At 66.3% G+C, this 21,643-nt stretch carries 19 protein-coding genes; 14 read left to right on the top strand and 5 right to left on the bottom strand.

Going from position 1 to position 21,643, the window contains the following annotated elements; genetic code table 11:
- Nucleotides 1-91 precede the first annotated feature (91 nt).
- From pepN to AC3WUM_RS13910, 4 genes are all read left to right on the top strand, one after another.
- Nucleotides 92-2,701 (top strand): aminopeptidase N, encoded by a 2,610-nt coding sequence (gene pepN, locus AC3WUM_RS13895; RefSeq protein WP_492410925.1) that lies wholly within the window; start codon nt 92-94, stop codon nt 2,699-2,701.
- 103 nt (nt 2,702-2,804) lie between these two features.
- A complete protein-coding gene (gene phoB / locus AC3WUM_RS13900; RefSeq protein WP_492410926.1) occupies nt 2,805-3,503 on the top strand; it encodes a phosphate regulon transcriptional regulator PhoB in 699 nt (232 codons plus the stop codon).
- 9 nt (nt 3,504-3,512) lie between these two features.
- Nucleotides 3,513-4,925 (top strand): phosphate regulon sensor histidine kinase PhoR, encoded by a 1,413-nt coding sequence (gene phoR / locus AC3WUM_RS13905; protein ID WP_492410927.1) that lies wholly within the window; start codon nt 3,513-3,515, stop codon nt 4,923-4,925.
- Nucleotides 4,926-5,068: 143 nt separating this feature from the next.
- Nucleotides 5,069-6,664 (top strand): OpgD/OpgG family glucan biosynthesis protein, encoded by a 1,596-nt coding sequence (locus tag AC3WUM_RS13910; protein WP_492410928.1) that lies wholly within the window; start codon nt 5,069-5,071, stop codon nt 6,662-6,664.
- Between the two features lie 73 nt (nt 6,665-6,737).
- Here the strand turns inward: AC3WUM_RS13910 and AC3WUM_RS13915 are convergent, their stop codons facing one another.
- Together AC3WUM_RS13915 and AC3WUM_RS13920 are read right to left on the bottom strand one after the other, a co-directional pair.
- Nucleotides 6,738-7,577, bottom strand: coding sequence for a hypothetical protein (locus tag AC3WUM_RS13915; RefSeq protein WP_492410929.1), 840 nt, complete (start codon nt 7,575-7,577; stop codon nt 6,738-6,740).
- Between the two features lie 91 nt (nt 7,578-7,668).
- Nucleotides 7,669-7,830: a hypothetical protein gene (locus AC3WUM_RS13920; RefSeq protein ID WP_492410930.1), complete on the bottom strand. Its 162-nt coding sequence runs from the start codon at nt 7,828-7,830 to the stop codon at nt 7,669-7,671.
- Nucleotides 7,831-7,874: 44 nt separating this feature from the next.
- On the opposite strand from AC3WUM_RS13920, the gene AC3WUM_RS13925 reads away from it, so the two are divergent.
- The 5 genes from AC3WUM_RS13925 to AC3WUM_RS13945 all read left to right on the top strand — a co-directional run bounded on the left by AC3WUM_RS13925 (nt 7,875) and on the right by AC3WUM_RS13945 (nt 14,463).
- The gene (locus AC3WUM_RS13925) at nt 7,875-9,278 is read left to right on the top strand and encodes a 3-oxoacyl-ACP reductase (protein WP_492410931.1); all 1,404 of its coding nucleotides are present in this window, start codon (nt 7,875-7,877) and stop codon (nt 9,276-9,278) included.
- Nucleotides 9,278-9,901, top strand: a complete 624-nt coding sequence (ribA, locus tag AC3WUM_RS13930; RefSeq protein WP_492410933.1) for a GTP cyclohydrolase II — start codon at nt 9,278-9,280, stop codon at nt 9,899-9,901. The genes AC3WUM_RS13925 and ribA overlap by 1 nt, the downstream gene beginning before the upstream one ends.
- Entirely contained in the window at nt 9,898-12,006 is a 2,109-nt protein-coding gene (locus AC3WUM_RS13935; RefSeq protein ID WP_492410935.1) for an AarF/UbiB family protein, read from the top strand. Before ribA ends, AC3WUM_RS13935 begins: the two co-directional genes overlap by 4 nt.
- A complete protein-coding gene (locus AC3WUM_RS13940; protein WP_492410937.1) occupies nt 12,003-13,058 on the top strand; it encodes a quinone-dependent dihydroorotate dehydrogenase in 1,056 nt (351 codons plus the stop codon). The genes AC3WUM_RS13935 and AC3WUM_RS13940 overlap by 4 nt, the downstream gene beginning before the upstream one ends.
- 166 nt (nt 13,059-13,224) lie before the next feature.
- Nucleotides 13,225-14,463: an OmpA family protein gene (locus AC3WUM_RS13945; RefSeq protein ID WP_492410938.1), complete on the top strand. Its 1,239-nt coding sequence runs from the start codon at nt 13,225-13,227 to the stop codon at nt 14,461-14,463.
- A 109-nt stretch (nt 14,464-14,572) separates the two neighbouring features.
- On the opposite strand, the gene AC3WUM_RS13950 is transcribed toward AC3WUM_RS13945, so the two are convergent.
- Nucleotides 14,573-15,172: a hypothetical protein gene (locus AC3WUM_RS13950; protein WP_492410940.1), complete on the bottom strand. Its 600-nt coding sequence runs from the start codon at nt 15,170-15,172 to the stop codon at nt 14,573-14,575.
- A 91-nt stretch (nt 15,173-15,263) separates the two neighbouring features.
- Here AC3WUM_RS13950 and AC3WUM_RS13955 point away from each other — a divergent pair, with 91 nt between their 5' ends.
- Together AC3WUM_RS13955 and AC3WUM_RS13960 are read left to right on the top strand one after the other, a co-directional pair.
- The gene (locus AC3WUM_RS13955; protein ID WP_492410941.1) at nt 15,264-15,566 is read left to right on the top strand and encodes a DUF1289 domain-containing protein; all 303 of its coding nucleotides are present in this window, start codon (nt 15,264-15,266) and stop codon (nt 15,564-15,566) included.
- A gap of 1 nt (nt 15,567) precedes the next feature.
- Entirely contained in the window at nt 15,568-15,972 is a 405-nt protein-coding gene (locus tag AC3WUM_RS13960; RefSeq protein ID WP_492410942.1) for a hypothetical protein, read from the top strand.
- A gap of 70 nt (nt 15,973-16,042) precedes the next feature.
- Here the strand turns inward: AC3WUM_RS13960 and AC3WUM_RS13965 are convergent, their stop codons facing one another.
- On the bottom strand, nt 16,043-16,567 hold the full coding sequence (locus tag AC3WUM_RS13965; protein WP_492410943.1) for a DUF7931 domain-containing protein: 525 nt from the start codon (nt 16,565-16,567) through the stop codon (nt 16,043-16,045).
- Complete coding sequence (gene purB, locus AC3WUM_RS13970; protein ID WP_492410945.1) at nt 16,567-17,934, bottom strand: adenylosuccinate lyase; 1,368 nt, start codon at nt 17,932-17,934, stop codon at nt 16,567-16,569. The genes AC3WUM_RS13965 and purB overlap by 1 nt, the downstream gene beginning before the upstream one ends.
- A 246-nt stretch (nt 17,935-18,180) precedes the next feature.
- Here purB and AC3WUM_RS13975 point away from each other — a divergent pair, with 246 nt between their 5' ends.
- The 3 genes from AC3WUM_RS13975 (at nt 18,181) to AC3WUM_RS13985 (ending at nt 21,622) form a co-directional block, all read left to right on the top strand.
- Nucleotides 18,181-19,497, top strand: coding sequence for a sigma 54-interacting transcriptional regulator (locus AC3WUM_RS13975; RefSeq protein WP_492410947.1), 1,317 nt, complete (start codon nt 18,181-18,183; stop codon nt 19,495-19,497).
- Between the two features lie 91 nt (nt 19,498-19,588).
- Entirely contained in the window at nt 19,589-21,109 is a 1,521-nt protein-coding gene (locus AC3WUM_RS13980) for a fumarate hydratase (RefSeq protein WP_492410948.1), read from the top strand.
- Nucleotides 21,110-21,118: 9 nt separating this feature from the next.
- The gene (locus tag AC3WUM_RS13985) at nt 21,119-21,622 is read left to right on the top strand and encodes a disulfide bond formation protein B (protein ID WP_492410949.1); all 504 of its coding nucleotides are present in this window, start codon (nt 21,119-21,121) and stop codon (nt 21,620-21,622) included.
- Nucleotides 21,623-21,643: the final 21 nt, after the last annotated feature.

Genomic DNA, 21,643 nt, shown 5'->3' on the forward strand with positions numbered 1-21,643 from the left:
CCGCGAAAAGCTGCCGAAGGCAGATGGCGCGGATACTAAGGCCAGCATGACGGTGTGGCTACAATGCGCCACGCATCGAGAAGATCACGACATGAACGCAGCGGTGGAAGTGTTTCGCAAGGATTACCGGGCTCCCGATTACGTGGTCGAGAGCGTGGAGCTCGATTTCGACCTGCGTGATCGCACGACCGTGGTCAGTGTGCTGCAGCTTCGGCGCAACGGGCAGGCGAGCGAAGCGGCGCAGGCCGATGCGCCGCTGCATCTCGATGGTCGCGGCTTCGAACTGATCGAGATCGCGATCGACGGCCAGGCCGTCGCGGCCGACCGCATGGAGCGAAACGACGAGCGCCTGCTGCTCAAGAACCTGCCGCAGGTGTTCAGCCTGCGCGTGGTGACGAAGCTCGATCCGGATTCGAATCATTCGCTCGAAGGCCTGTATCGCTCGGGCCCGATGCTCTGCACGCAGTGCGAGGCACGTGGCTTTTCGCGCATCACCTATTTCCCCGATCGGCCCGACGTGCTCGCACGCTTCAAGGTCCGCATCGAGGCCGACGCGCAGCGCTATCCGGTGCTGCTCTCGAACGGCAATCGCGTCGAAGCGGGCGAGGCCGCCGACGGCCGCCATTACGCGATCTGGGAAGACCCGTTCCTGAAGCCCTGCTATCTGTTCGCGCTCGTCGCGGGCGATCTGGGCTGCGTGAGCGATACCTACACGACGGCGAGCGGCCGCGAGGTGGCGTTGCAGTTCTACGTCGACAAGGGCAACGAGGGCCGCGTGCCGCATGCGCTCGAATCGCTCAAGAAGGCGATGCGCTGGGACGAGGAGGTCTACGGGCTCGAATACGACCTCGACATCTACATGGTCGTCGCCGCGCGCGAGTTCAACATGGGCGCGATGGAGAACAAGGGCCTGAACCTGTTCAATGCGCGCTTCGTGCTGGCTTCGCCCGAGACCGCGACCGATGCCGACTACGAGGGCATCGAATCGGTCATCGCCCACGAGTATTTCCACAACTGGACCGGCAACCGCGTGACCTGCCGCGACTGGTTCCAGCTCTCGCTCAAGGAAGGGCTCACGGTCTTTCGCGACCAGAACTTCTCGGCCGACCTGAACGGCTTCGACGTGCAGCGCATCGGCGAGGTGCGCCAGCTGCGCACGCTGCAGTTCGCCGAGGACGCCGGCCCGATGGCGCATCCGGTGCGTCCGGACTCCTACGTCGAGATCAACAACTTCTACACCGCGACGGTCTACGAGAAGGGCGCCGAGATCGTGCGCATGCTGCAGACCCTGCTCGGGCGCGAGACCTTCATCAAGGGCGTGCAGCATTACCTGCGCGAGCACGACGGCTCGGCCGCGACGATCGAGGATTTCCTCGCCGCGCACGAGGCCGTCTCGGGACGCCATCTCGAAGGCTTCCGGCGCTGGTACTCGCAGGCCGGCACGCCGACGGTCGGCATCGACGACGAATACCACCTGCTCGCGCACACCTACACGCTGCATCTGGAGCAATCCACGCCCGCGACGCCCGGTCAGCCCGACAAGAAGCCGGTGCCGATTCCGATCCGCGTCGCCTTCTTCGACGGCGAGGGCCAGCGCATCCACCTGCCGGCGCAGCCGCCGCTGATGCCGACGCCCGATCTGATCCTGCTCGAGGACGCGCGGGCGACGATCACCTTCGAGGACGTGAAAGTCCGGCCGACGCCGTCCTTCGTGCAGGGCTTTTCGGCGCCGGTGCGGCTGCAGTTCGGTTATTCGTCCGACCAGCTCGTGAATCTGCTGCTGCACGAGACTGACGGCTTTGCGCGCTGGGAGGCGGGGCAGCGGCTCCTGCTGAACGCCTTCTTCGAGCTGCTTTCCGGTCCGGCCGGGGACGCGACCCAGGCCTTGCTGAAGGGCTTGCAGCTGCTCGCGGCCCAGCATTTCGACGACAGGGCCCTGCTCGCCGAGCTGCTGCGGATGCCGTCCGAAAGCTATTTGGCCGGCCAGCTGCAGCCGCTCGATGGCGAAAAACTCGCCGCCGCCCGCGATGATCTGCGCCTGCGCATCGCCCATGCGTTGACCGGCCCGCTGTCGGTCTGGGCGACCGCCGCGCCGGAGGACCCGGGCGCGGCCAACGTCGGCCGCCGGGCGCTCGCCGCGATCGCGAGCTGGTATCTGGCGGCGACGCGCTCGAACCGCATCCTCGACCTGTGCCGCGAGCGCGCCGATTCGCCGAACATGACGATCTCGTACGGGGCGCTCGCCGCGCTCAACGACATCGACTGCCCGCAGCGCGAGGCGGCGATGGATGCCTTCCTGTCGCGCTGGCGCGGCGATGCGCTCGTGCTCGACAAGTGGTTCGCGCTGCAGGCCGGTTCGGCGATCGGCAACGGCGTCGAGCGGGCGGCCGGGCTGCTCGATCATCCGGACTACGTCGCGAGCCCGAATCGCATCCGCTCGGTGCTCGGCACGTTCTGGCGCGAGAACCTGCGCGCCTACCATCGCGCCGACGGTTCGGGTTACCGGCTGCTGGCCGATCAGGTGCTCAAGCTCGACAAAAGCAACCCGCAGATCGCCTCGCGCCTGGCCGACGGCCTGCTCGGCTGGCGCGGCCTGGCGGCTCCGCGTGACGGATTGTTGCGTGCCGTGTTGCAACAGCTGGTCCAGCAGGTGACTTCGCCCGACGTTGGCGAGAAGATCCAGAAGGCCCTGTCAGGCTAAATCCGAGCGCGGGCAAGGGTTTGGCGTTGTCACATTGGGCAGGAGAGCTGTCAAAAACCTGTAATAAGTTGTCTTTAGCATCCCGCAATCATCTAATGCGACCATGGGCATGCCGAACAAACTGATACTGGTTGTCGAAGACGAAGCACCGATTCGTGAAATGCTCAAGTTCGCGTTGGAGCGTGCCGATTACAACGTCGCTCTGGCCAGTGGTGCGAGTGAAGCCCGCCTGCGTATCGCCGAGAGCCAGCCCGACCTGATCCTGATGGACTGGATGATGCCGGGCGCCTCGGGCATCGAGTTCTCGCGCGAGCTCAAGAACAACGCCACCACGCGCGACGTGCCGATCATCATGGTCACCGCGCGCGTCGAGGAAGAGGACAAGATCCGCGGCCTCAACACCGGCTGCGACGATTACGTGTCCAAGCCGTTTTCGTTTCCCGAGCTGATCGCCCGCATCCAGGCCGTGCTGCGCCGCGCGACGCCGGGCGGCGAAGAAGAAACGCTGTCGGTCGCCGGCCTCGAGGTCAACGCGGCGAGCCAGCGCGTGACCGCCAAGGGCGAGCCGGTGCGCCTCGGTCCGACCGAATACCGGCTGCTGCATTTCTTCGTGAGCCACCAGGATCGTGTCTACACGCGCGAGCAGGTGCTCGATCGTGTCTGGGGCCAGAGCGTCTACGTGGAGGAGCGCACGGTCGACGTGCACATCCGTCGCCTGCGCAAGGCGCTCGAGCCGCACGGCTTCGACGGCATGATCCAGACCGTTCGCGGAACCGGCTACCGTTTCTCCGAAAAGGTCTGAGCAGTTCGCATGGCAGCCGACCCGCCGGCTTCTTCTGCCGCGCTTGCCTCGCGGGCTCCGGCCGCATCCAAGCCTCCGAAGGGGCGGGCGCTGAGTTCGCTGGCCTGGCGCCAGGAGCTCGTCAAGCTCGCGATCGTCGCCGCCGTCGGCCTGCTGGCCGGGCAGTTGTTCTCGCACCTGCTGGCCGGCTTCACGGTCGCCATCGTGGTCTACCTGGCGAACCAGATGCGCCATCTGCGGCATCTGCGCCTGTGGCTGATGGCGCCCAAGCACTATCAGTTGCCCGAACCTTCGGGAATCTGGGGCGAGGTGTTCGAAGCCTTGCAGGTGCTCGACAAGCGCAACCGCAAGCGCAAGAAGAAGCTCGCCGAGATCGTCGCCGAGTTCCAGGCTTCGACCGCCGCGCTGCCCGACGGCGCGGTGGTGCTCGGCGAACATGGCGAAATCCTCTGGTTCAACCGGGCCGCGCAGTCGCTGCTGGGCCTGCGATCGAGCCAGGACGTGGGCATCCGCATCGCCAACCTGATCCGGCATCCGAACTTCACCGATTACATCGCCGAGGACGCCTACGCCGACGAGGTCGAGGTGCCGTCTCCGATCAATCGCAACATTGCGCTCGCGCTGCGCATCATTCCGTACGGCAACAACCAGCGGCTCATGATCGTGCGCGACATTTCCGAAGTGCGCAGGCTCGAGCATGCCCGGCGTGATTTCGTCTCCAACGCCTCGCACGAGTTGCGCACGCCGCTGACGGTGCTGCGCGGCTATCTCGACATGCTCGAGCCCGATACACGCGATGGAAAAGGCCTGGCCGAATGGCGGCTGCCGATCACCGAGATGCGCAACCAGGCCGTGCGCATGGAATCGCTGATCAACGACATGCTCAAGCTCGCCCGGCTCGAGGCCGACGGCTACGACCACCGCCTCGATGTGCTCGACGTGCCGGCCATGCTCGCGCGCACGGTCGAGGAGGCCAAGGCGATGTCGAAGGGCCAGCATCGCTTCGAGGTCAACATCCAGCCCGGGCTGTTCCTCTGCGGGCGCGAGATCGAGGCGCAGAGCATCTTCTCGAACCTCGTCACCAACGCGGTGCGCTACACGCCGGCCGGCGGCGTGATCCGAGTGAACTGGTGGGGCGACGCCGAAGGGGCACATTTCTCGGTGGTCGACAGCGGCATCGGCATCGAGGCGGCCGACATTCCGCGGCTGACCGAGCGCTTCTACCGTGTCGACGTCGGCCGTTCGCGCGCGAGCGGCGGCACCGGCCTGGGGCTGTCGATCGTCAAGCATGCGCTGGAGCGTCACGACGGCCGGCTGCGCATCGACAGCGAAGTCGGCGTCGGCAGCACCTTCCGCTGCGATTTCCCGCCGCATCGCGTCGACGGTCACGAAGCCCTGCCGGTCGGCAACGTCGCTCACTGACGACGGACGCGAGCGCTCCGGCTCGAGACGGCGGCGGTTCATTTCGGAGCCGGACGCGATTGCCTAGAATCGCGCGCTTGAGCCGCGAACCCGAAGAATGCCGCGGCTCCTTGCTTGCGCCTTCCGACCAGGGACTCCAGACAATGCAGAGAAGGGATTTGTTGAAAGCCGCGACTGCCTTCGCAGCCGCGGGTTTGCCGGTGCCGATGGCCCTGTTGCCGACCGTCGCCGGGGCCGCCAAGCCCAAGCCGCTCGGCAAGGCCGAACGCTTCGATTACGCCGCACTCAAGGGCCAGGCGCGCGCGCTTTCGTCGCAGGCCTACAAGTCGCACCAGGGTGAGCTGCCGAAGGAGGTTTCGTCGCTCGACTGGGATCAGTACCAGGCGATCCAGTTCCGCCAGGACCATGCGCTCTGGCAGGACGACAAGCTGCGCTTCAAAGCCAAGTTCTTCCACCTGGGCCTGTACTTCAAGAGCCCGGTCAAGATGTACGAGATCGCGGGCGGCCAGGCGCAGGAGCTCGCCTACGACCCGGCGATGTTCGATTACGGCAAGAGTGGCCTCAAGGGCGGCAAGCTGCCGAAGGATCTCGGCTTTGCCGGTTTTCGCTTGAACTTCCATACCGACGAAACCCGCGACGTCGCCGCGTTTCTCGGTGCGAGCTACTTCCGCGCGGTCGGCGGCGAATGGCAGTACGGCCTGTCGGCACGTGGCCTGGCGATCGACACCGGCGCGCCGACGCCCGAGGAGTTTCCGAACTTCGTCGCGTACTACCTCGAAAGGCCCGATCCGGCTTCGAACACGCTGACCGTCTACGGCCTGCTCGATTCGCCGAGCACCACGGGCGCCTACCGCTTCATCATCACGCCGGGCGGCACGCTGACGATGGACATCGACGCGGCGCTGTACCCACGCAAAGTCATCGACCGGCTCGGCATCGCCCCGTGCACGAGCATGTACCAGACCGGCGAGAACGATCGCCGCATGGCCTGGGACTGGCGCCCGGAGATTCACGACTCCGATGGCCTGTCGATGTACACGGGCTCGGGCGAATGGATCTGGCGGCCGGTCGAGAACCCGCGCAACCTGCGTTTCAACGCCTACCAGGACAACGATCCGAAGGGCTTCGGCCTGCTGCAGCGGGATCGCAATTTCGATCACTACCAGGACGACGGCGTGTTCTACGACCGCCGGCCGAGCCTCTGGGTCGAGCCCAAGGCCGGCTGGGGCAAGGGCTCGGTGCAGCTCGTCGAGATTCCGACCGTCGACGAGACCTTCGACAACATCGTCGCGTTCTGGAGCCCGGCGACCAAGCCCAAGGCCGGCGACGAGCTGCTGTTCGGCTATCGCCTGCACTGGGGCGCGAAGATGCCGGCCAACCCGCCGAACGCGATCTGCGTGGCGACGCGCACCGGTCTCGGCGGCGTGGTCGGCCAGAAGCGCCAGTATTTCTCGTGGCGCTTCGCGGTCGACTTCGCGGGTGGCGATCTGCCGCTGATCGCGGGCAAGACCGAGGTCAAGGCCGAGATCAGCGTCTCGCGCGGCAAGGTCGAGATCACCTCGGCGCGCCCGCTCGATGCGATCCGCGGCTATCGCGCGATGTTCGACGTGGTGCCGCCGGACGACTCGACCACGCCGATCGACATTCGCCTGTATCTGTCGGCCAATGGCCAGCCGATGACCGAAACCTGGCTGTACCAGTGGACGCCGCCGCCGAAGGAAGACCGCAAGCTGTTCTGATCTCGCGTCGATTCCAGACAAAACGGGCCGCATCTGCGGCCCGTTTCGTTTGCTGCGCCAGAAGTCGCTGCGATCAGCGCACGTAGACGGGCCCGTGCAGTTCCGCGGCGAGCGTCTGGCCTCGCTGGTTCGCGAGATCGGGGCTTATCACGATGGTATAGCGACCCGGCTTGGCCTTGAGCAACAGCAGGCGGCGATTGCTCGCGAGTTCCCAGCTGCCGCCGACCGCGTGGCCCTGGCCGTCGACGACCCGGATCGCACTGCCGACGGCCGTCGCATCGGCGAACACCGAATCGAACAGCAGGGCGATCGCCGGGCTTTGCGCGGCCTGGCCGGCGTAGAGCAGGTTGAGCCGGCCCGGCGTCGGGGCGCTCGGCCACCATTGGGCGAGCGCGTCGGCGCGCGGGGCGGTGGCGGACTTGGGTTTGCGCGGCTTGGCGGGTTCGGCGGCGGCGGGCGGTTCGCTCGGAGCGGCCGCCGGCTCTTCGGCTGCCGGGGCAGCGGGCTCGGCTTGCGGGGCGGCCGGAGTCGGCGACTGCTCCGTCCCCGATTCGACGGGCGCCGGGGATGTCGCAGCGCTCGGTTCCGGCGCTGCGGCGATCTGTTCCTGTACCGGCGTCGCACTGGGAGATTCGATCGCCGGGGCGGTCTCCGCGGATGCCGGCGCCTGCGTATCCGGAGCGGCTTCGCTGCCCGCGATGGCGGGCGCGGGCGACGCCTCGCTTTCCTGCGGCTTGACCACGGGTTCGGCGGCCGGCGCCGAGGCGATGTCGGAGGCGAATACCGAATCGCTGGTCGGATTGGCCTTGAGCGTTTCCTGCGTCGGCTCGAACGGCCAGATCAGGTTGAGTGCAACGTAGGTGACGATGGCCAGTCCAACGGAAACACCGGCCAGCGTATTGGCCTTGCTCATCACAGGCTCCCAGGAACGTCATTCGAATGATGTGAGCCGGCGAGTGCGTCCGGCGTGTCGCCGGGCACTATCGGCCGGCCCATCGGCAACGTCAACGGCGAATCGGACGCCTCGCGCCGGCGCAGCGGCAAGCCTTGGCGACCTTCTTCGATCCGTCATCGCACCGGGCCCAGGATTCGCCCAACGCGAAATCGTCGGTGTCGATGCCGCCAGTGTTCAGCAAGGTGGCGCTACGGATAATCGCGGCCTTCAAGCTTGATTCGTCCTTATCCCCCTTTCTTTTTCGATGGAGTCGTCATGAGCGATCGTCTGCTGGATTTCACTCAATCGCCGCTCGGCAAGCAGATCGCCGGCCTGATCGGCATGCCGACGCCGCCGCGCCTGCGCCGGGCCAAGGCCGGTTACGAAGCGCTGCCGCTGACCGATCGCGCGGTGGTGCTCGCCGGTGCGCGCAACGCCGAGCTGTCGGCTGCGCTCGTGCAGGCGCTCGACCGCATGGGCGCCAGCATCTTCGTGAGCGCCGATCTGCCGGGCCTGCCGCCGATCAAGGCCGCCGCCGCCGAAGCGCGCGTCGCGCTCAAGACCGAAGCGCCGGAAGCCAAGGCCGTGCACGCCTTCGTGTTCGATGCGAGCGGCATCGACTCGGTGGCCGGTCTGCGCCAGCTCTACGACTTCCTGCAGCCACGCCTGGCCAAGCTCGCGCCGAACGGCCGCGTGCTGATCGTTTCGCGTGCGGCTGCGTCGACCGACTCGGTCGGGGCCTACACGATGTCGATGGCGCTGCGCGGCTTCATCAAGTCGCTCGGCAAGGAGATCGGCAAGAAGGGCGCGACGGCCAACCTGCTCGAGGTCAACGCGGGCGCCGAGCCGACCATCGCCGGGGCGCTGCGCTTCTTCCTGACCGAGCACTCGGCCTACGTCGATGCGCAGATCCTCGCGCTCAATGCGCCTGCCGCAGGCGTGCCCGACTCCTTCGTGCTGCCGCTGGCCGGCAAGACCGCCGTCGTCACCGGCGCGGCACGCGGCATCGGCGCTTCGATTGCCGAAACGCTCGCGCGTGAAGGCGCGCAGGTCATCGGCGTCGATCGTCCGCAGGAAGAAGGCGCACTCGGCGCGACGATGAGCCGCATCAACGGCCGCGGCCTGGCGCTCGACGTCACCGCCGCCGATGCGGGTGATCGCCTGCTGCGCGAAGCCGGCCCGCTCGATATCGTCATCCACAACGCCGGCGTGACCCGGGACAAGATGCTGCGCAACATGCCCGTGCACTGGTGGGATCAGGTGCTCGACATCAACCTGGGCTCTATCCTGCGCATCAACGAGCGGCTATTCGATGGCGGGCTCAACACGGGCGCGCGCATCGTCTGCATCTCGTCGATCGGCGGCATCTCGGGCAACGCCGGCCAGACCAACTACGGGGCGACCAAAGCCGGTATCATTGGCTATGTGGAAACGCTGGCCTCGCAGATGGCCAAGCGCGGCGGCGCGATCAACGCCGTGGCTCCGGGTTTCATCGAAACCCAGATGACCGCCGCGATGCCGACGATTCCTCGCGAGGTAGGCCGCCGTCTGTCTTCATTGAACCAGGGCGGTCTGCCGATCGACATTGCAGAAGCCGTTACGTTCATGGCCAGCCCCCTTGCATCTGGCGTCAACGGCCGCACGCTACGTGTCTGTGGACAGAATTTCATGGGTGCTTGATGAAGCCCGTCGCCAACGCGCGAACGACTGACCGTACCAACCTCGTCAAAATCGCCGAATCGAAACTGCCGACGCCGTTCGCCGAGTTTCGGATCACGGTATTTCGGGCCCCGGACGAGAAGGAACATGTCGTCATCGCGCTCGGCGACCTGTCGGGTGAGCCGCCGCTCGTGCGCGTGCACTCCGAGTGCCTCACGGGCGACGCGCTGTTTTCGCTGCGCTGCGATTGCGGCTTCCAGCTGCACGCGGCGCTCGCCAAGATCGCCGAGGCCGGCCGTGGCGCGGTGCTGTATCTGCGCCAGGAAGGCCGCGGCATCGGTCTCGGCAACAAGATCCGCGCCTATGCGCTGCAGGACACCGGGCGCGATACCGTCGAGGCCAATCATCAGCTCGGCTTTCCGGCCGATGCTCGCGAATACGGCCTCGCGGTCGACCTGCTACGGCAGATGAACCTGCCGCGCATCCGGCTCATGACCAACAACCCGCGTAAGCTCGATGCGCTGACCTCCGACGGCATCGAAGTCACCGAGCGCGTGCCGGTGGAATCGGGCCTGAACCCGCACAACGAGGCTTATCTGCGCGCCAAGGCCAACAAGCTGGGGCATTGGCTGACGCTTCCGTGAGCGACCCGCAAGCTCCTGGCGACGAGGCGCAGCGCGCGCCACGCTTGGGCTTGCTGCGTGATCTCGGCGCGCTGACGGTCTCGACCTACCGGGTCACGCAGGGCTTCAAGCCGCTGTTCAAGCAGCTGGCTTCCGAGTCCGACATCACGCGCGACGAACTGTCGTCCTCGATCGACGTCGTCTTCGAGAGCCTGTATCGCCATCCGCTGCTGCGTTCGAGCGAGCGTGTCACCGCGTACCTGCGTGCGCGCCGGCTGATTCCGAACGAGCAGTCCACCGAGGACCTGATCCGCTACGTCGTCGAGCAGGCGGTCGCACGCAGCCCGGTGCAGGTACCCGACGCGCTCGTGCAGGAGTTCTGGCGCTTCTTCGACGAGCTGTTCGCCTCGCCCGAGCTCAAGGGCCTTGGCGAGCTGTCGCTCGACATGGTTCGTCTGGTGCTGCGCACCTACGAGCCGCTGCTCGTCGAGACCATCAACGTGCTCAAGGCCGGACGCCGCTTCAACGAGTGGCAGCTGCGCGAGGTGATGCTGCGCGCGGCCACGGTGCGCGGCGACGTGGCGATCATGCGCCGGCAGATTCGCGCCTTGCGCCATATCAAGCCGTTCTTCCAGGCCGACCCGAAGGACTTCAAGGCGCAGGCGCAGATCATCGCGAACATGGTGCGCGAATTCGGCCCGTTCTTCGTCAAGATGGCGCAGGTCGCCGCAGCCAATGCGGACTTCCTGCCCGAGGAAATCGCCCGGGAACTCGCGGTCTTCCACGAGGACGTGCCGCCGATGACGGCGACCGAAGTCGAAGCGGCCTTCCTCGAATGCTACGGCCGTGCACCGCACGAGCTGTACATGGATTTCGACACCGCGCGCCCGGTGCGCTCGGGCTCGATCGGCAGCGTCTACGTGGCCAAGAAGCCCTTCCTCGAAAACGGGCTCGAAGTGCTGCGTCCGGTGGTCGTCAAGATCGGCCGGCAGAATCTCGATCGCGAATTCGCCATCGGCAAGCTCGTGCTCGGGCTCGCGATCATGTCGAGCCAGTACTGGGCCCCGCATTCCAAGCTCGCGCCGTTCCTGCGTGCGATGCAGGAGCAGGTCGACGAATTCGTCGCCGGCTTCATGATGGAGCTCGATTTCGATCAGGAGGCGCGCAATCACGAGCGCTTCTACGATCGCAGCCTGCGCAGCGCGCTCTGGCGCGTGCCCGCGCTGTACAGCCATACGCATCGCATCATCGAGATGGAATACCTGTCCGATGCGACGAGCCTCACGCGGGCGATGCGTCGCCTGAGCCGTCGCGATCGCCGGCGCTTCCAGGCTCGCATCGCCGAGCGCCTGCTGTACTCGGTGCTGCATCACGGCTTCGTCTACGGCGAGATCCATGGCGACCTGCATCCGGGCAACGTCATGGTCGGCTCGGACGGCAGCTTGCACCTGATCGACTGGGGCAATGTCGTGAGCCTCGACGGCAAGTGGCGTGCGGTCTGGGATTACCTTGCCGCAGCCGTGCTCGCCGACACCGAGCTGCTGACCGACACGCTGATCGAAATGTCCACGCATCCGCGCAAGAACGCGGCGCGGCGCGACGAGATTCGCGCAGCCCTCGACGACACCTTGCAGCGCAAGGGCGTGACGCCGCTCAATCGCCAGAACTTCATTTCGCAGCTGCAGCGTGGCGGGCTCAAGGGCCTGTACCTGCGCGGGCAGACCGTCATTCACCTGATGTCGAACACGCAGCAGGCCGGCCTGGTTCTGCGTCGCGATTACCTGCACCTGTCGCGCGCCCTGTTCGCGGCGGCCGGCAGCTTCAGTACGCTGTACGAGAACGAATCCAAGTCGCTGCTGCTGCGCGATCTCGGCATTTCATTCACGCGCCTGCCGCTGCTCGCGACGAGCGAATGGCTGCGCGAGGAAACGCTCGGATTGCGTCGGTCGGTGGCTCGCCGCTTGCCGAAGGCGCTCGGCTCGCTGCTCGCTCCGCCAATGCACAAGCCCAGGCCGCGTCCGGTCGAGCCGCAGCGCGCAGCCGCCTGGATGCAGGCCGCGCCGAACATGCCGGCGCTGCAGACCTCTCCCTCTCCAACTTCGAATCCTTCCCGTCGTCGATCATGAGTTTGCTCTACTCGCTGGCCCGCAATGCCTTGTTCCGCGTCGATGCCGAGCGCGCGCACGAAATCACGCTCGATCTGTTCCAGCGCTGGCCCAGGCTCACGACGGCGCCGTTCGCTTTTTCGCCGATCAAGGATCCGGTCGATCTGATGGGCCTGCGCTTCCGCAATCGCATCGGCTTGGCGGCCGGCCTCGACAAGAACGGCGATTGCCTCGAGGCCTGGGATCGCCTCGGTTTCGGCTTCGTCGAGATCGGCACGGTGACGCCGCGTCCGCAGCCCGGCAATCCGCGTCCGCGCATGTTCCGCATTCCAGAGCATCAGGCGCTGATCAACCGCCTGGGCTTCAACAACAAGGGCGTCGATTACCTGCTGCAGCGCGTGCGCGAATCGAGCTTCTCGGGCGTGCTCGGCATCAACATCGGCAAGAACGCCGACACGCCGATCGACAACGCGGTCGACGACTACCGCATCGGGCTCGAGAAGGTTTATTCGAGCGCGCACTACATCACCGTCAACATCTCCTCGCCAAACACCAAGAACCTGCGCGACCTGCAGGATGAGGAGCGTCTGCGCGCCCTGCTGCGCACGCTCGTCGAGCGCGCTCGCGGCCTTGCGCAGCAGCACGGCAAGCGGGTGCCGATGCTCGTGAAGATCGCGCCCGACGTTCCCGAGGCCCAGCTCACCGGCATCGTCACGGTCGCGCGCGAAGAGGGTATCGACGGACTCATCGCCACCAACACGACGATCGAGCGCCCGGGCCTCGAAGACCATGCGCTCGCGAAGGAGGCCGGCGGGCTGTCGGGTGCTCCGCTGCTGCCGCGCGCGACCGAAACGCTGCGTCGCCTGCGCGCGCTCGCGGGCGCGGATTTTGCGCTGATCGGCGTCGGCGGCGTCATGTCGGGGCGCGATGCGGTGCTCAAGCAGGAAGCCGGAGCGAACCTCGTGCAGGTCTACAGCGGTTTCATCTATCGCGGGCCGGAGCTGGTGACCGAATGCGCGAGGGCGATGAAGCAGAAAGGCCGGGAGACGGGCAGCGCGAGACGGGAGGCCTAAAAAGCCTGGCAGTTACCATTGCGCGAGATTTCATGCGCGTTGTCGCTTCTACGTTTCTCGTCTTCGTTTTGATTGAAGCCGGAGCCCGGCTTCCGTACAGTCGCGCAAGGTGCGCGTTCTGCGCCAAAAACCATTACAGATGATGAGCTTGTCAGGGAGCAGGGGAATGAAGCGATGGGTAGCAGGGGCCGCGATGGCGCTGGCCGGTTGGATGTCGTCGTCGGCATTCGCGCAGGACGATCTGCCTTACGTGATCGGCGGCGGCGCGCTCTACGAGTTCCCCGATAGCGATCGCGATTCCGACGATGGCTTCGGCGGCCAGCTGAGTTTCCAGATTCCGCTCGCGAGCCGGACCAACGGCGGCATCGAGTTCGATCTCTATGGTCTCAAACGCGACCGCGACATCGGCGGCAGCGATGCGCAGGTCGGCCTGTTCGCGAGCTACGTGCATCACTTCGGCCTGTTCGGCTGGGAGCAGAGCGAAGGCCTCGAATCCTACCTGCCGAGCTTCATCCCGTACGTGCTCGGCGGCGTCGGCCTCGTCTACGACGACGTGCTCAACGACGATCACTACGCGCCGGCGCTGACCACCGGCGCGGGCATCGGCTTTCCGCTGTCCAGGAGCGGGCTGTCGCTGCGTACCGAAGTGCGCCTGATCGGCTCGTTCCCCGACGATGCGGTCGCCGACAAGAGCTTCCTGCTCGATACCCAGCTGCGCGTGGGCTTGTGGTATCCGCTCGGTCGCGGCGCCGCTTCCGAAGAACCGCCCGCCGCTGCGCCGCTCGAAGGCGATTGCGGCCTGGCCGTGGTCGATCCGGTGACCGGTCGCAAGGATTGCTCGGTCGATTCCGATCGCGACGGCGTTCCGGACACGCTCGATCTCTGCCCGGGCACGCCCGAAGGCACGCCAGTCGATGCGAACGGCTGCCCGGCCGCTCCGGCCGAAGTCGCCGACAGCGATGGCGACGGCGTCGCGGACGATTCCGACGCCTGCCCGACGACGCCGGCCGGCGCGACCGTCGACGAGAAGGGCTGCGTGGTCGGCGGCAAGGTGGTGCTCGACAACATCCGCTTCGCCAAGGCTTCGGCCGAGCTGACGCCGGAGGCCAAGACGCTGCTCGATCAGGCCGCGGTCGGCCTCAACGGCCAGCGCGACCTGGTGATCGAGGTCGCAGGCCACACCGATGGCGTGGGCCGCTCCGACTACAACCTCATGCTCTCGCTGCTGCGCGCCGAGAACGTGCGCAAGTATCTCGTCGACAAGGGCGTCAGCAAGTACCGCCTGTTCGTCGAGGGTTACGGCGAGACGCGTCCGGTCGCCGGCAACGACACCGAAGAAGGCCGCGCGAAGAATCGCCGCGTCGATCTCGACGAGCTCGACGTCAAGGTCATCGAGAAACCGTAAGGATCGACCGGCACGATGGCCTCACGAAAAAGCCCCGCAGATGCGGGGCTTTTTCTTTGCTGCGCTTCTCGTTCGCCGGGCCGAGCCGGCGGTTTCGGATCGAGCGAGCCTAAGGCGCATTCGGATACAGCAGGCGTCCGGGCTGGCGGCGCTGCTGCGCATCCATGCTGCTGAAGCTTTCACGATCGACCATCAGGTGTGCGCGAATGCTGCTGTCGACCGCCACGTAGGTCGTGTTGCCGAGCTTCACCGTGCCGCCCTGGCCGTTCCAGTCGGGCAGGTACAGGTAATAGCGTTCGCGATCGTATTCGTTGCCGAGCCAGACCGAACGCGGGGCATCGGAGATGAAGTACAGGTAGCTGCCGGGCTCGAAGCTCACCGCCATCCAGCGCGGGCCGCTCGCGAGCACCACGCCGGGCGTTCCGCTGTCGATGACGATTTCACGCACGGCCTGCGAGCTGCTGCTGACCAGGCGTCCGTCGCGAACGCCGCTCTGGCCGCCGGAGGACGAACGCACGAGATGAATGGTGTCGGAAACGTAGTACTGCAGCACGCGGCGCTGATCGCCGCTGACCTTGAAGCCGGACGCGAGGCCATCGGTGTAGGCGAGTCGCTCTGCGTAGCCCTCGGGCAGGAAGCCGGTGTTCGGGTCGGCGCTCTGCGGCGGCGCCGACGCGCAGCCACCGATCACGAGGCTGGCTTGCATCATGGTCAAGGCGAGCAAGCAGCGGGAGCGGGGCGCGAGAGTCATGAACGTCACGTCGAATGGCTGTGGATAAGACTTAGTGTAGCGATGCGGAATGCTCGCGTCCCATGGTTTAATCGGCTATGACTATCGTCACAATTGCCCATCGATGACGGCCCAAGAGCCTGTGGCTTTCGCGGCTTCGACGCCGGTGCAGTCGCCGTGCGTCGGCGTCTGCCAGCTCAATGCCGACAAGCTTTGCGTGGGCTGTGGCCGATCGCTCGCCGAGATCGCCGAGTGGGCGAGGGCGACGGCCGATCGTCAGCAACGAATCAAGGCCGAAGCCGCAAGGCGGCTGGCTATACTGCGGACAGCTTCCGATGCCGCACGACCATCATCCGGTAGCAAGGAACAATGAGATGAGCCGTTTTCTGCAAAGCCTGGGCCTGGCCTTGTACGTGCTGGTGGCGATGGGCGCGCTGCTCTGGTGGGCGCCGAACTTCTTCGCGGCCAATCTGCACCTGCTGCCCAAGCTCGACTACCGCTACCTCGCGGCGACCGGCATTCCGTTCGCCCTGCTGCTGATCTCGGTGGCCGCGCGGCAGTCGCTGATGCCGCGCTTCTCGCTCGTACTCGTGCTGATGGTCGTCGCGGCCGCGCTGAGCCTGATGCTGGGCTTTCTGTCGTTCGATTATCTCCAGCAAGGCGTGTTCTTCTGCGCCCTGCACCTGGCCATCTGCGGCCTGGGCCTGCTGTTCAATCTCTCGCGCTACCGCAAGGAACTCGCGGCCTGGGAAAAGCGGCAGGCGGCTCTCAGCGCCTGATCGGGGGCAGCTCGCGGCACCAGCAAAAACGCGGGCATCGAGCCCGCGTTTTTCGTTTGCAGCGCCGGCTTCAGAGCCTCAAGTCGGAGAACTCCCGCGATACCGTCGACACCTGCCAGGCGTTTTCGAACTGGCGCAGCTGCTCACGGGCAAGCAGCGGCGCATCGGCGTAGTAGCGCGCTTCGACTTCGTGGCGGTCGCTCTTGATGAGCAGCTGGCGCTGATCGACGATCAGATACTCTTCGCCGGAGTCGCGCCACGGATCGCCGCATTCGCGAAACTCCATGCGGCTCGACAGCGAGCGCGCGAGTTCGACGAGCCGGTGCGCCCCCTGCGTGACACTGCGCGGAGACTGCACGAGCCCGCGCAAGCGGCCGCGCCGATGCTCCAGCAGAAAGCCGCGCAGCAGCTTGACGAGCGGCTCGCTGCTGTAGATGCGGCGATCGAGATCGTGCGAGAAGATCAGCACCTCGCTGCGCGCGCAGCGCAGCATCTGCAGGGCCTTGTCGGCGAATTCCAGATGGCCGAGAACCGACTCCGGTGTCGGCTCGGAAGCCGGCCCCGCATCGCCGCCAGAAGTCGGATCGGCCGCCATCAGTCCGGCTTGGCCTGCTGGGCCGCGTTGCCGAGATAGCTCGCCGGCGTCATCGCCAGCAGGCGCTCGCGATCGGCCTGCGGAATGGCTAGCTCCTGCACGAAGGCGCGAATCGCATCGCGGCCGATCTTCTGTCCGCGCGTGAGGCGCTTGAGCTGCTCGTAGGGTTCGGGCAGGCCGTAGCGGCGCATGACGGTCTGGATCGCCTCGCCGAGCACCTCCCAGTTGTCGTCGAGATCGCGGCCGAGGCGCCAGGCATCGGCCTCGAGCTTCTTCATGCCCTTTTCGATCGACTGGTAGGCGATCAGCGAATGCGCTGCGCCGACGCCAAGGTTGCGCAGCACCGTCGAATCGGTGAGGTCGCGCTGCCAGCGCGAGATCGGCAGCTTCTCGGCCAGGTGCTGGAGGATCGCGTTGGCGATGCCGAGATTGCCTTCGCCGTTCTCGAAGTCGATCGGGTTGACTTTGTGCGGCATCGTCGAACTGCCGACTTCGCCTTCGACCGTCTTCTGGCGGAAGTAGCCGAGCGAGATATAACCCCAGACATCGCGGCAGAAGTCGATCAGGATCGTGTTGACGCGCGTGAGGACGTGGAAGTATTCGGCGATGTAGTCGTGCGGCTCGATCTGCGTGGTGGCCGGCGACAGCTCCAGCTCCAGGCCCGAGACGAAGGCGCCCGCGAACGCGGTCCAGTCCACGTCCGGATACGCGGCCAGATGCGCGCTGTAGTTGCCGACCGCGCCGTTGGCCTTGCCGAGCAGCGGCACCGCGGCGAACTGTTCGCGCTGGCGGCGCAGGCGATGCACGAACACCGCGAGCTCCTTGCCGAGCGTGCTCGGCGAGGCCGGCTGGCCGTGCGTGCGCGTGAGCATGGGCTGCTCGGCGAGACGCTTGGCGTTGACGTCGATCAGGCCGATGAGTTTGTCGAGCCAGGGCAGCAACACCTGGCTGCGCGCATCGCGCAGCATCATCGCGTGCGAGAGGTTGTTCATGTCCTCGGAGGTGCAGGCGAAGTGGATGAACTCGCGGATGCTGGCGAGTTCGGCGTGGCTGCCGATCTTTTCCTTGAGGTAGTACTCGACCGCCTTGACGTCGTGGTTGGTGGTCTGCTCGATGGTCTTGACGCGCTGGGCCTCGGTCACGTCGAAGCCCTGCAGGATCTTCTCGAGGCGCTCGTTGGCGTCCCTGGACAGCGTCGGCACTTCGGGAATGCCCGGGTGGGCGGCGAGGGCCTGCAGCCAGCGAACTTCGGCGATGACGCGGTACCGCATGAGCCCGAACTCGCTGAAGATGGGGCGCAGGCTGACGGTCTTCTCGGCGTAACGGCCGTCGACGGGCGAAATGGCGGACAGCGAAGTCAGATTCATCGTGAAGGGCAAGGCGGGAGATGAGGCCTATTCTAGCCGACGGGCGGCTCGCGGTTCCCGCGTGGAAGCGGTAAAAGGAGGCGCGGCCGCGCAGCCGAAGGCGGAACCCGACCCGCGATCCGTCGTCGCTCCACCGCTGATCGGCGCTATCGCCGGGTTCATCGGCACTGTTGCGGTGACGCCCGGATCAGCCCCTAGGCTTGGAACCAGATCGCCTGCGGGGCGACCAATGGAATGAGGTGAGTCATGCTGGGGATAGGGAAAACGGCCAAGCGCGAAACCGAAGGCTTCGCCGGCAAGACTGCGGCGGCGCCGAGCTTCGTCAAGGTCTTCGCGAGCGGTGGCCTGCTGTCCGACCCGGCGACGCGCGCCGAGCTCGAGCGCCAGCTGCCGCAATCGCAGAGCGTCGAGATCGCTGCGGCGGCGGGTTCGATCCGCATCGACGCCCCGTTCGTGCTGGCGTTGCATCTCGAGCCCTCGCAGCTCGATGCGATCGCCGACGCGGTGCTGTCCCAGCGCGCGGCCGGACACAAGACCACGCTGATTATCGCGATCAACACCACGCAGCTCGCGGCGCTCGGCCGCTGGCTCGATGCGCGTGCCAACGCCGGCAAGCTGTCGGGCACGCGCCTGATTCTCGCCAACAGCGTCCAGGCCGTGGCCCAGCACTTGCCCGACCGGCTCACCGCGGTGACCGAGGACAACGTCATCCGCATGCCGGTGTCGCCCGAAATCGAGAACACCGCGTACAAGAATTTCTTCACGTTCTCGCCGCAGCTGCACAAGCTCGCGGCGCGCATCCGCGGCTTCGCCGAAAACGGCGTCACGCGCGCCTACCTGCTCGGCGGGCCCGGCGCGGGCAAGACCTCGTTCGCGTATTACTACTGGCTCGTGCGCAACAAGGGCCGTTTCGTTTCGGTGAACCTGTCGGCCGAAGCCACCGGTGACAAGGCGGCGATCAAGTCGCTGCTCTGCGGCCATGTCTCTGGCGCGTTCCCGGGCGCCGGTGCGCGCACCGGATCGTTTTTGCATGCGCGGGACGGCGTCTGCTTCATCGACGAGGCGCACGGCGTCACCGGCCCGGTCATGGAAGTGCTCATGGAGGCGCTCGACAACGGCCAGTACCTGCCGTATGGCGCCTCGGCCAAGCAGCCGATCCACTGCGCGATCCTGTTCGCGAGCAACCGCAGCTGGGAGACGCTGCAGAACTCGGTCAACCTCGACGAATTCACGTGCATGGGCGCGGCCATTCTCGAAGTGCCCGAGATGCACAAGCGCGAGGAGGACATGATCGCGGTCATCGCCACCACGCTCGCTCGCCTCGGCGCCAAGTGCGGGTCCTGGAAGGCTCCGCTCGGTCTCACCGAAGGCGGCTGGAAGGCGATCCGTGATTGCCGCTGGCACGGCAACGTGCGCTCGCTGACGCGCGTGCTCGAAGCGGCCTTCGTCGATACCGCCTCGGTCGGCGGCGGCGAGCTGATCCAGGCCGAGGAGATCGAGAACGGCATCAAGCTCTGGGAGCCGAAGACGCACCACAGCCACAAGATCTACGCGGCGGCCTGAGGCCGCCAGGCGCGGGCGGGCGGGGGCGAGGGCGCGGTAATTCCGGTAGCATGCGCGGCGTCGTTTCTACGCCCGCAAGCTCCCAGCCCTCATGACCACGATCCGCCAGGAAGACTTCATCGCGTCGATTGCCGACGCGTTCCAGTACATCAGCTACTACCATCCGCTCGACTACGTCACCGCGCTCGGCGAGGCTTACGAGAAGGAACAGAACCCGGCGGCCAAGGACGCCATCGCGCAGATCCTGACCAATTCGCGCATGAGCGCCGAGGGCAAGCGTCCGATCTGCCAGGACACCGGCATTGCCACCGTGTTCCTGAAGGTCGGCATGCACGTGAAGTGGGACGCGACGCTGTCCGTCACCGAGATGATCAACGAGGGCGTGCGCCGGGCCTACAACCATCCGGACAACAAGCTGCGCGCCTCGGTGCTGGCCGATCCGGCTGGCAAGCGCAACAACACCAAGGACAACACGCCCGCGGTGATCCACTACGAGATCGTCGACGGTGACCACCTCGAAGTGATCTGCGCCGCCAAGGGCGGCGGCTCCGAAGCCAAGTCGAAGATGGCGATGCTCAATCCGAGCGATTCGATCGTCGACTGGATCGTCAAGACCATTCCGACCATGGGCGCCGGCTGGTGCCCGCCGGGCATCCTCGGCGTCGGCATCGGCGGCACGCCCGAGAAGGCGATGCTGCTGGCCAAGGAATCGCTGATGGCCCCGGTCGACATCCACGAGCTGATCGCCCGCGGCCCCAAGACGCGCGCCGAAGAGCTGCGCCTGGAGCTGTTCGAGAAGGTCAATGCGCTCGGCATCGGCGCCCAGGGCCTCGGCGGCCTGACCACGGTCGTCGACGTCAAGGTGCTCGACTATCCGACCCACGCGGCCAATCTGCCGGTGGCGATCATTCCGAACTGCGCGGCGACGCGTCACGTGCACTTCCACCTCGACGGCTCGGGCCCGGCCGAACTGCCGACGCCGAAGCTCGAGGACTGGCCGCAGGTGACCTGGAAGGCGAACCTCGAAACCTCCAAGCGCGTGAACCTCGACACGCTGACCAAGGAAGAAGTCGCGAGCTGGAAGCCCGGCCAGACCCTGCTGCTCAACGGCAAGATGCTCACGGGCCGCGACGCGGCGCACAAGCGCATCGCCGACATGCTCGCCAAGGGCGAGAAGCTGCCGGTGGACTTCACCAATCGCGCGATCTACTACGTCGGCCCGGTCGATCCGATCCGCGACGAAGTCGTCGGCCCGGCCGGCCCGACCACGGCGACGCGCATGGACAAGTTCACCGAGACGATGCTGTCGCAGACTGGCCTGATCACGATGATCGGCAAGTCCGAGCGCGGCCCGGCGGCGATCGAGTCGATCAAGAAGCACGGCAGCGCCTATCTGATGGCGGTCGGCGGCGCGGCCTATCTGGTCGCCAAGGCGATCCGCGCGGCCAAGGTCGTCGGCTTCGAAGACCTCGGCATGGAAGCGATCTACGAGTTCGAAGTGCAGGACATGCCGGTGACCGTGGCGGTCGATTCCAAGGGCGAGTCCGTGCACGAGACTGGCCCGAAGATCTGGCAGGCCAAGATCGGCAAGATTCCGGTCGCGGTGGCCTGAGGGCTCGCCATGCTATCGAGCTATCGCGGGCTGAGCTTTCTCGGGTTTCTGCTCTGCATCGGCGCGCTGCTGTTCGCCATCATCGTGCTGCAGAAGTTCATGGGCTTCGAGCCTTGCCCGATGTGCATCTTCCAGCGCGTGGCGATGCTCGTGGCGGGCGTGTTCTTCCTGCTCGGCGCCCTGCATGGCCCGAAGGCTTCGGCTCCGCGTTGGCTGTATTCGCTGCTCGCGGCGCTCGCCGCGGGCGTCGGCGCGGGCATCGCGGGTCGTCACGTCTGGCTGCAGTCGCTGCCGCCCGACAAGGTGCCGGCCTGCGGCCCGACGCTCGGCTACCTCATGGACATGTTCCCGCTCAGCGAGGTCGTGACCATGATTCTCAAGGGCGACGGCAACTGCGCCAGGATCGATGCCCAACTGTTCGGCATTTCGCTGCCGGGCTGGACGCTGATCACTTTCGTCGTGCTGATCGTGCTCGCGCTCGCGACGCCGATCCTGGCGCGTCGCGCCCGCTGATTCCTTCGTTCTTCGACTTCT

The organism is Hydrocarboniphaga sp. FW305-C-57 (assembly GCF_058783045.1).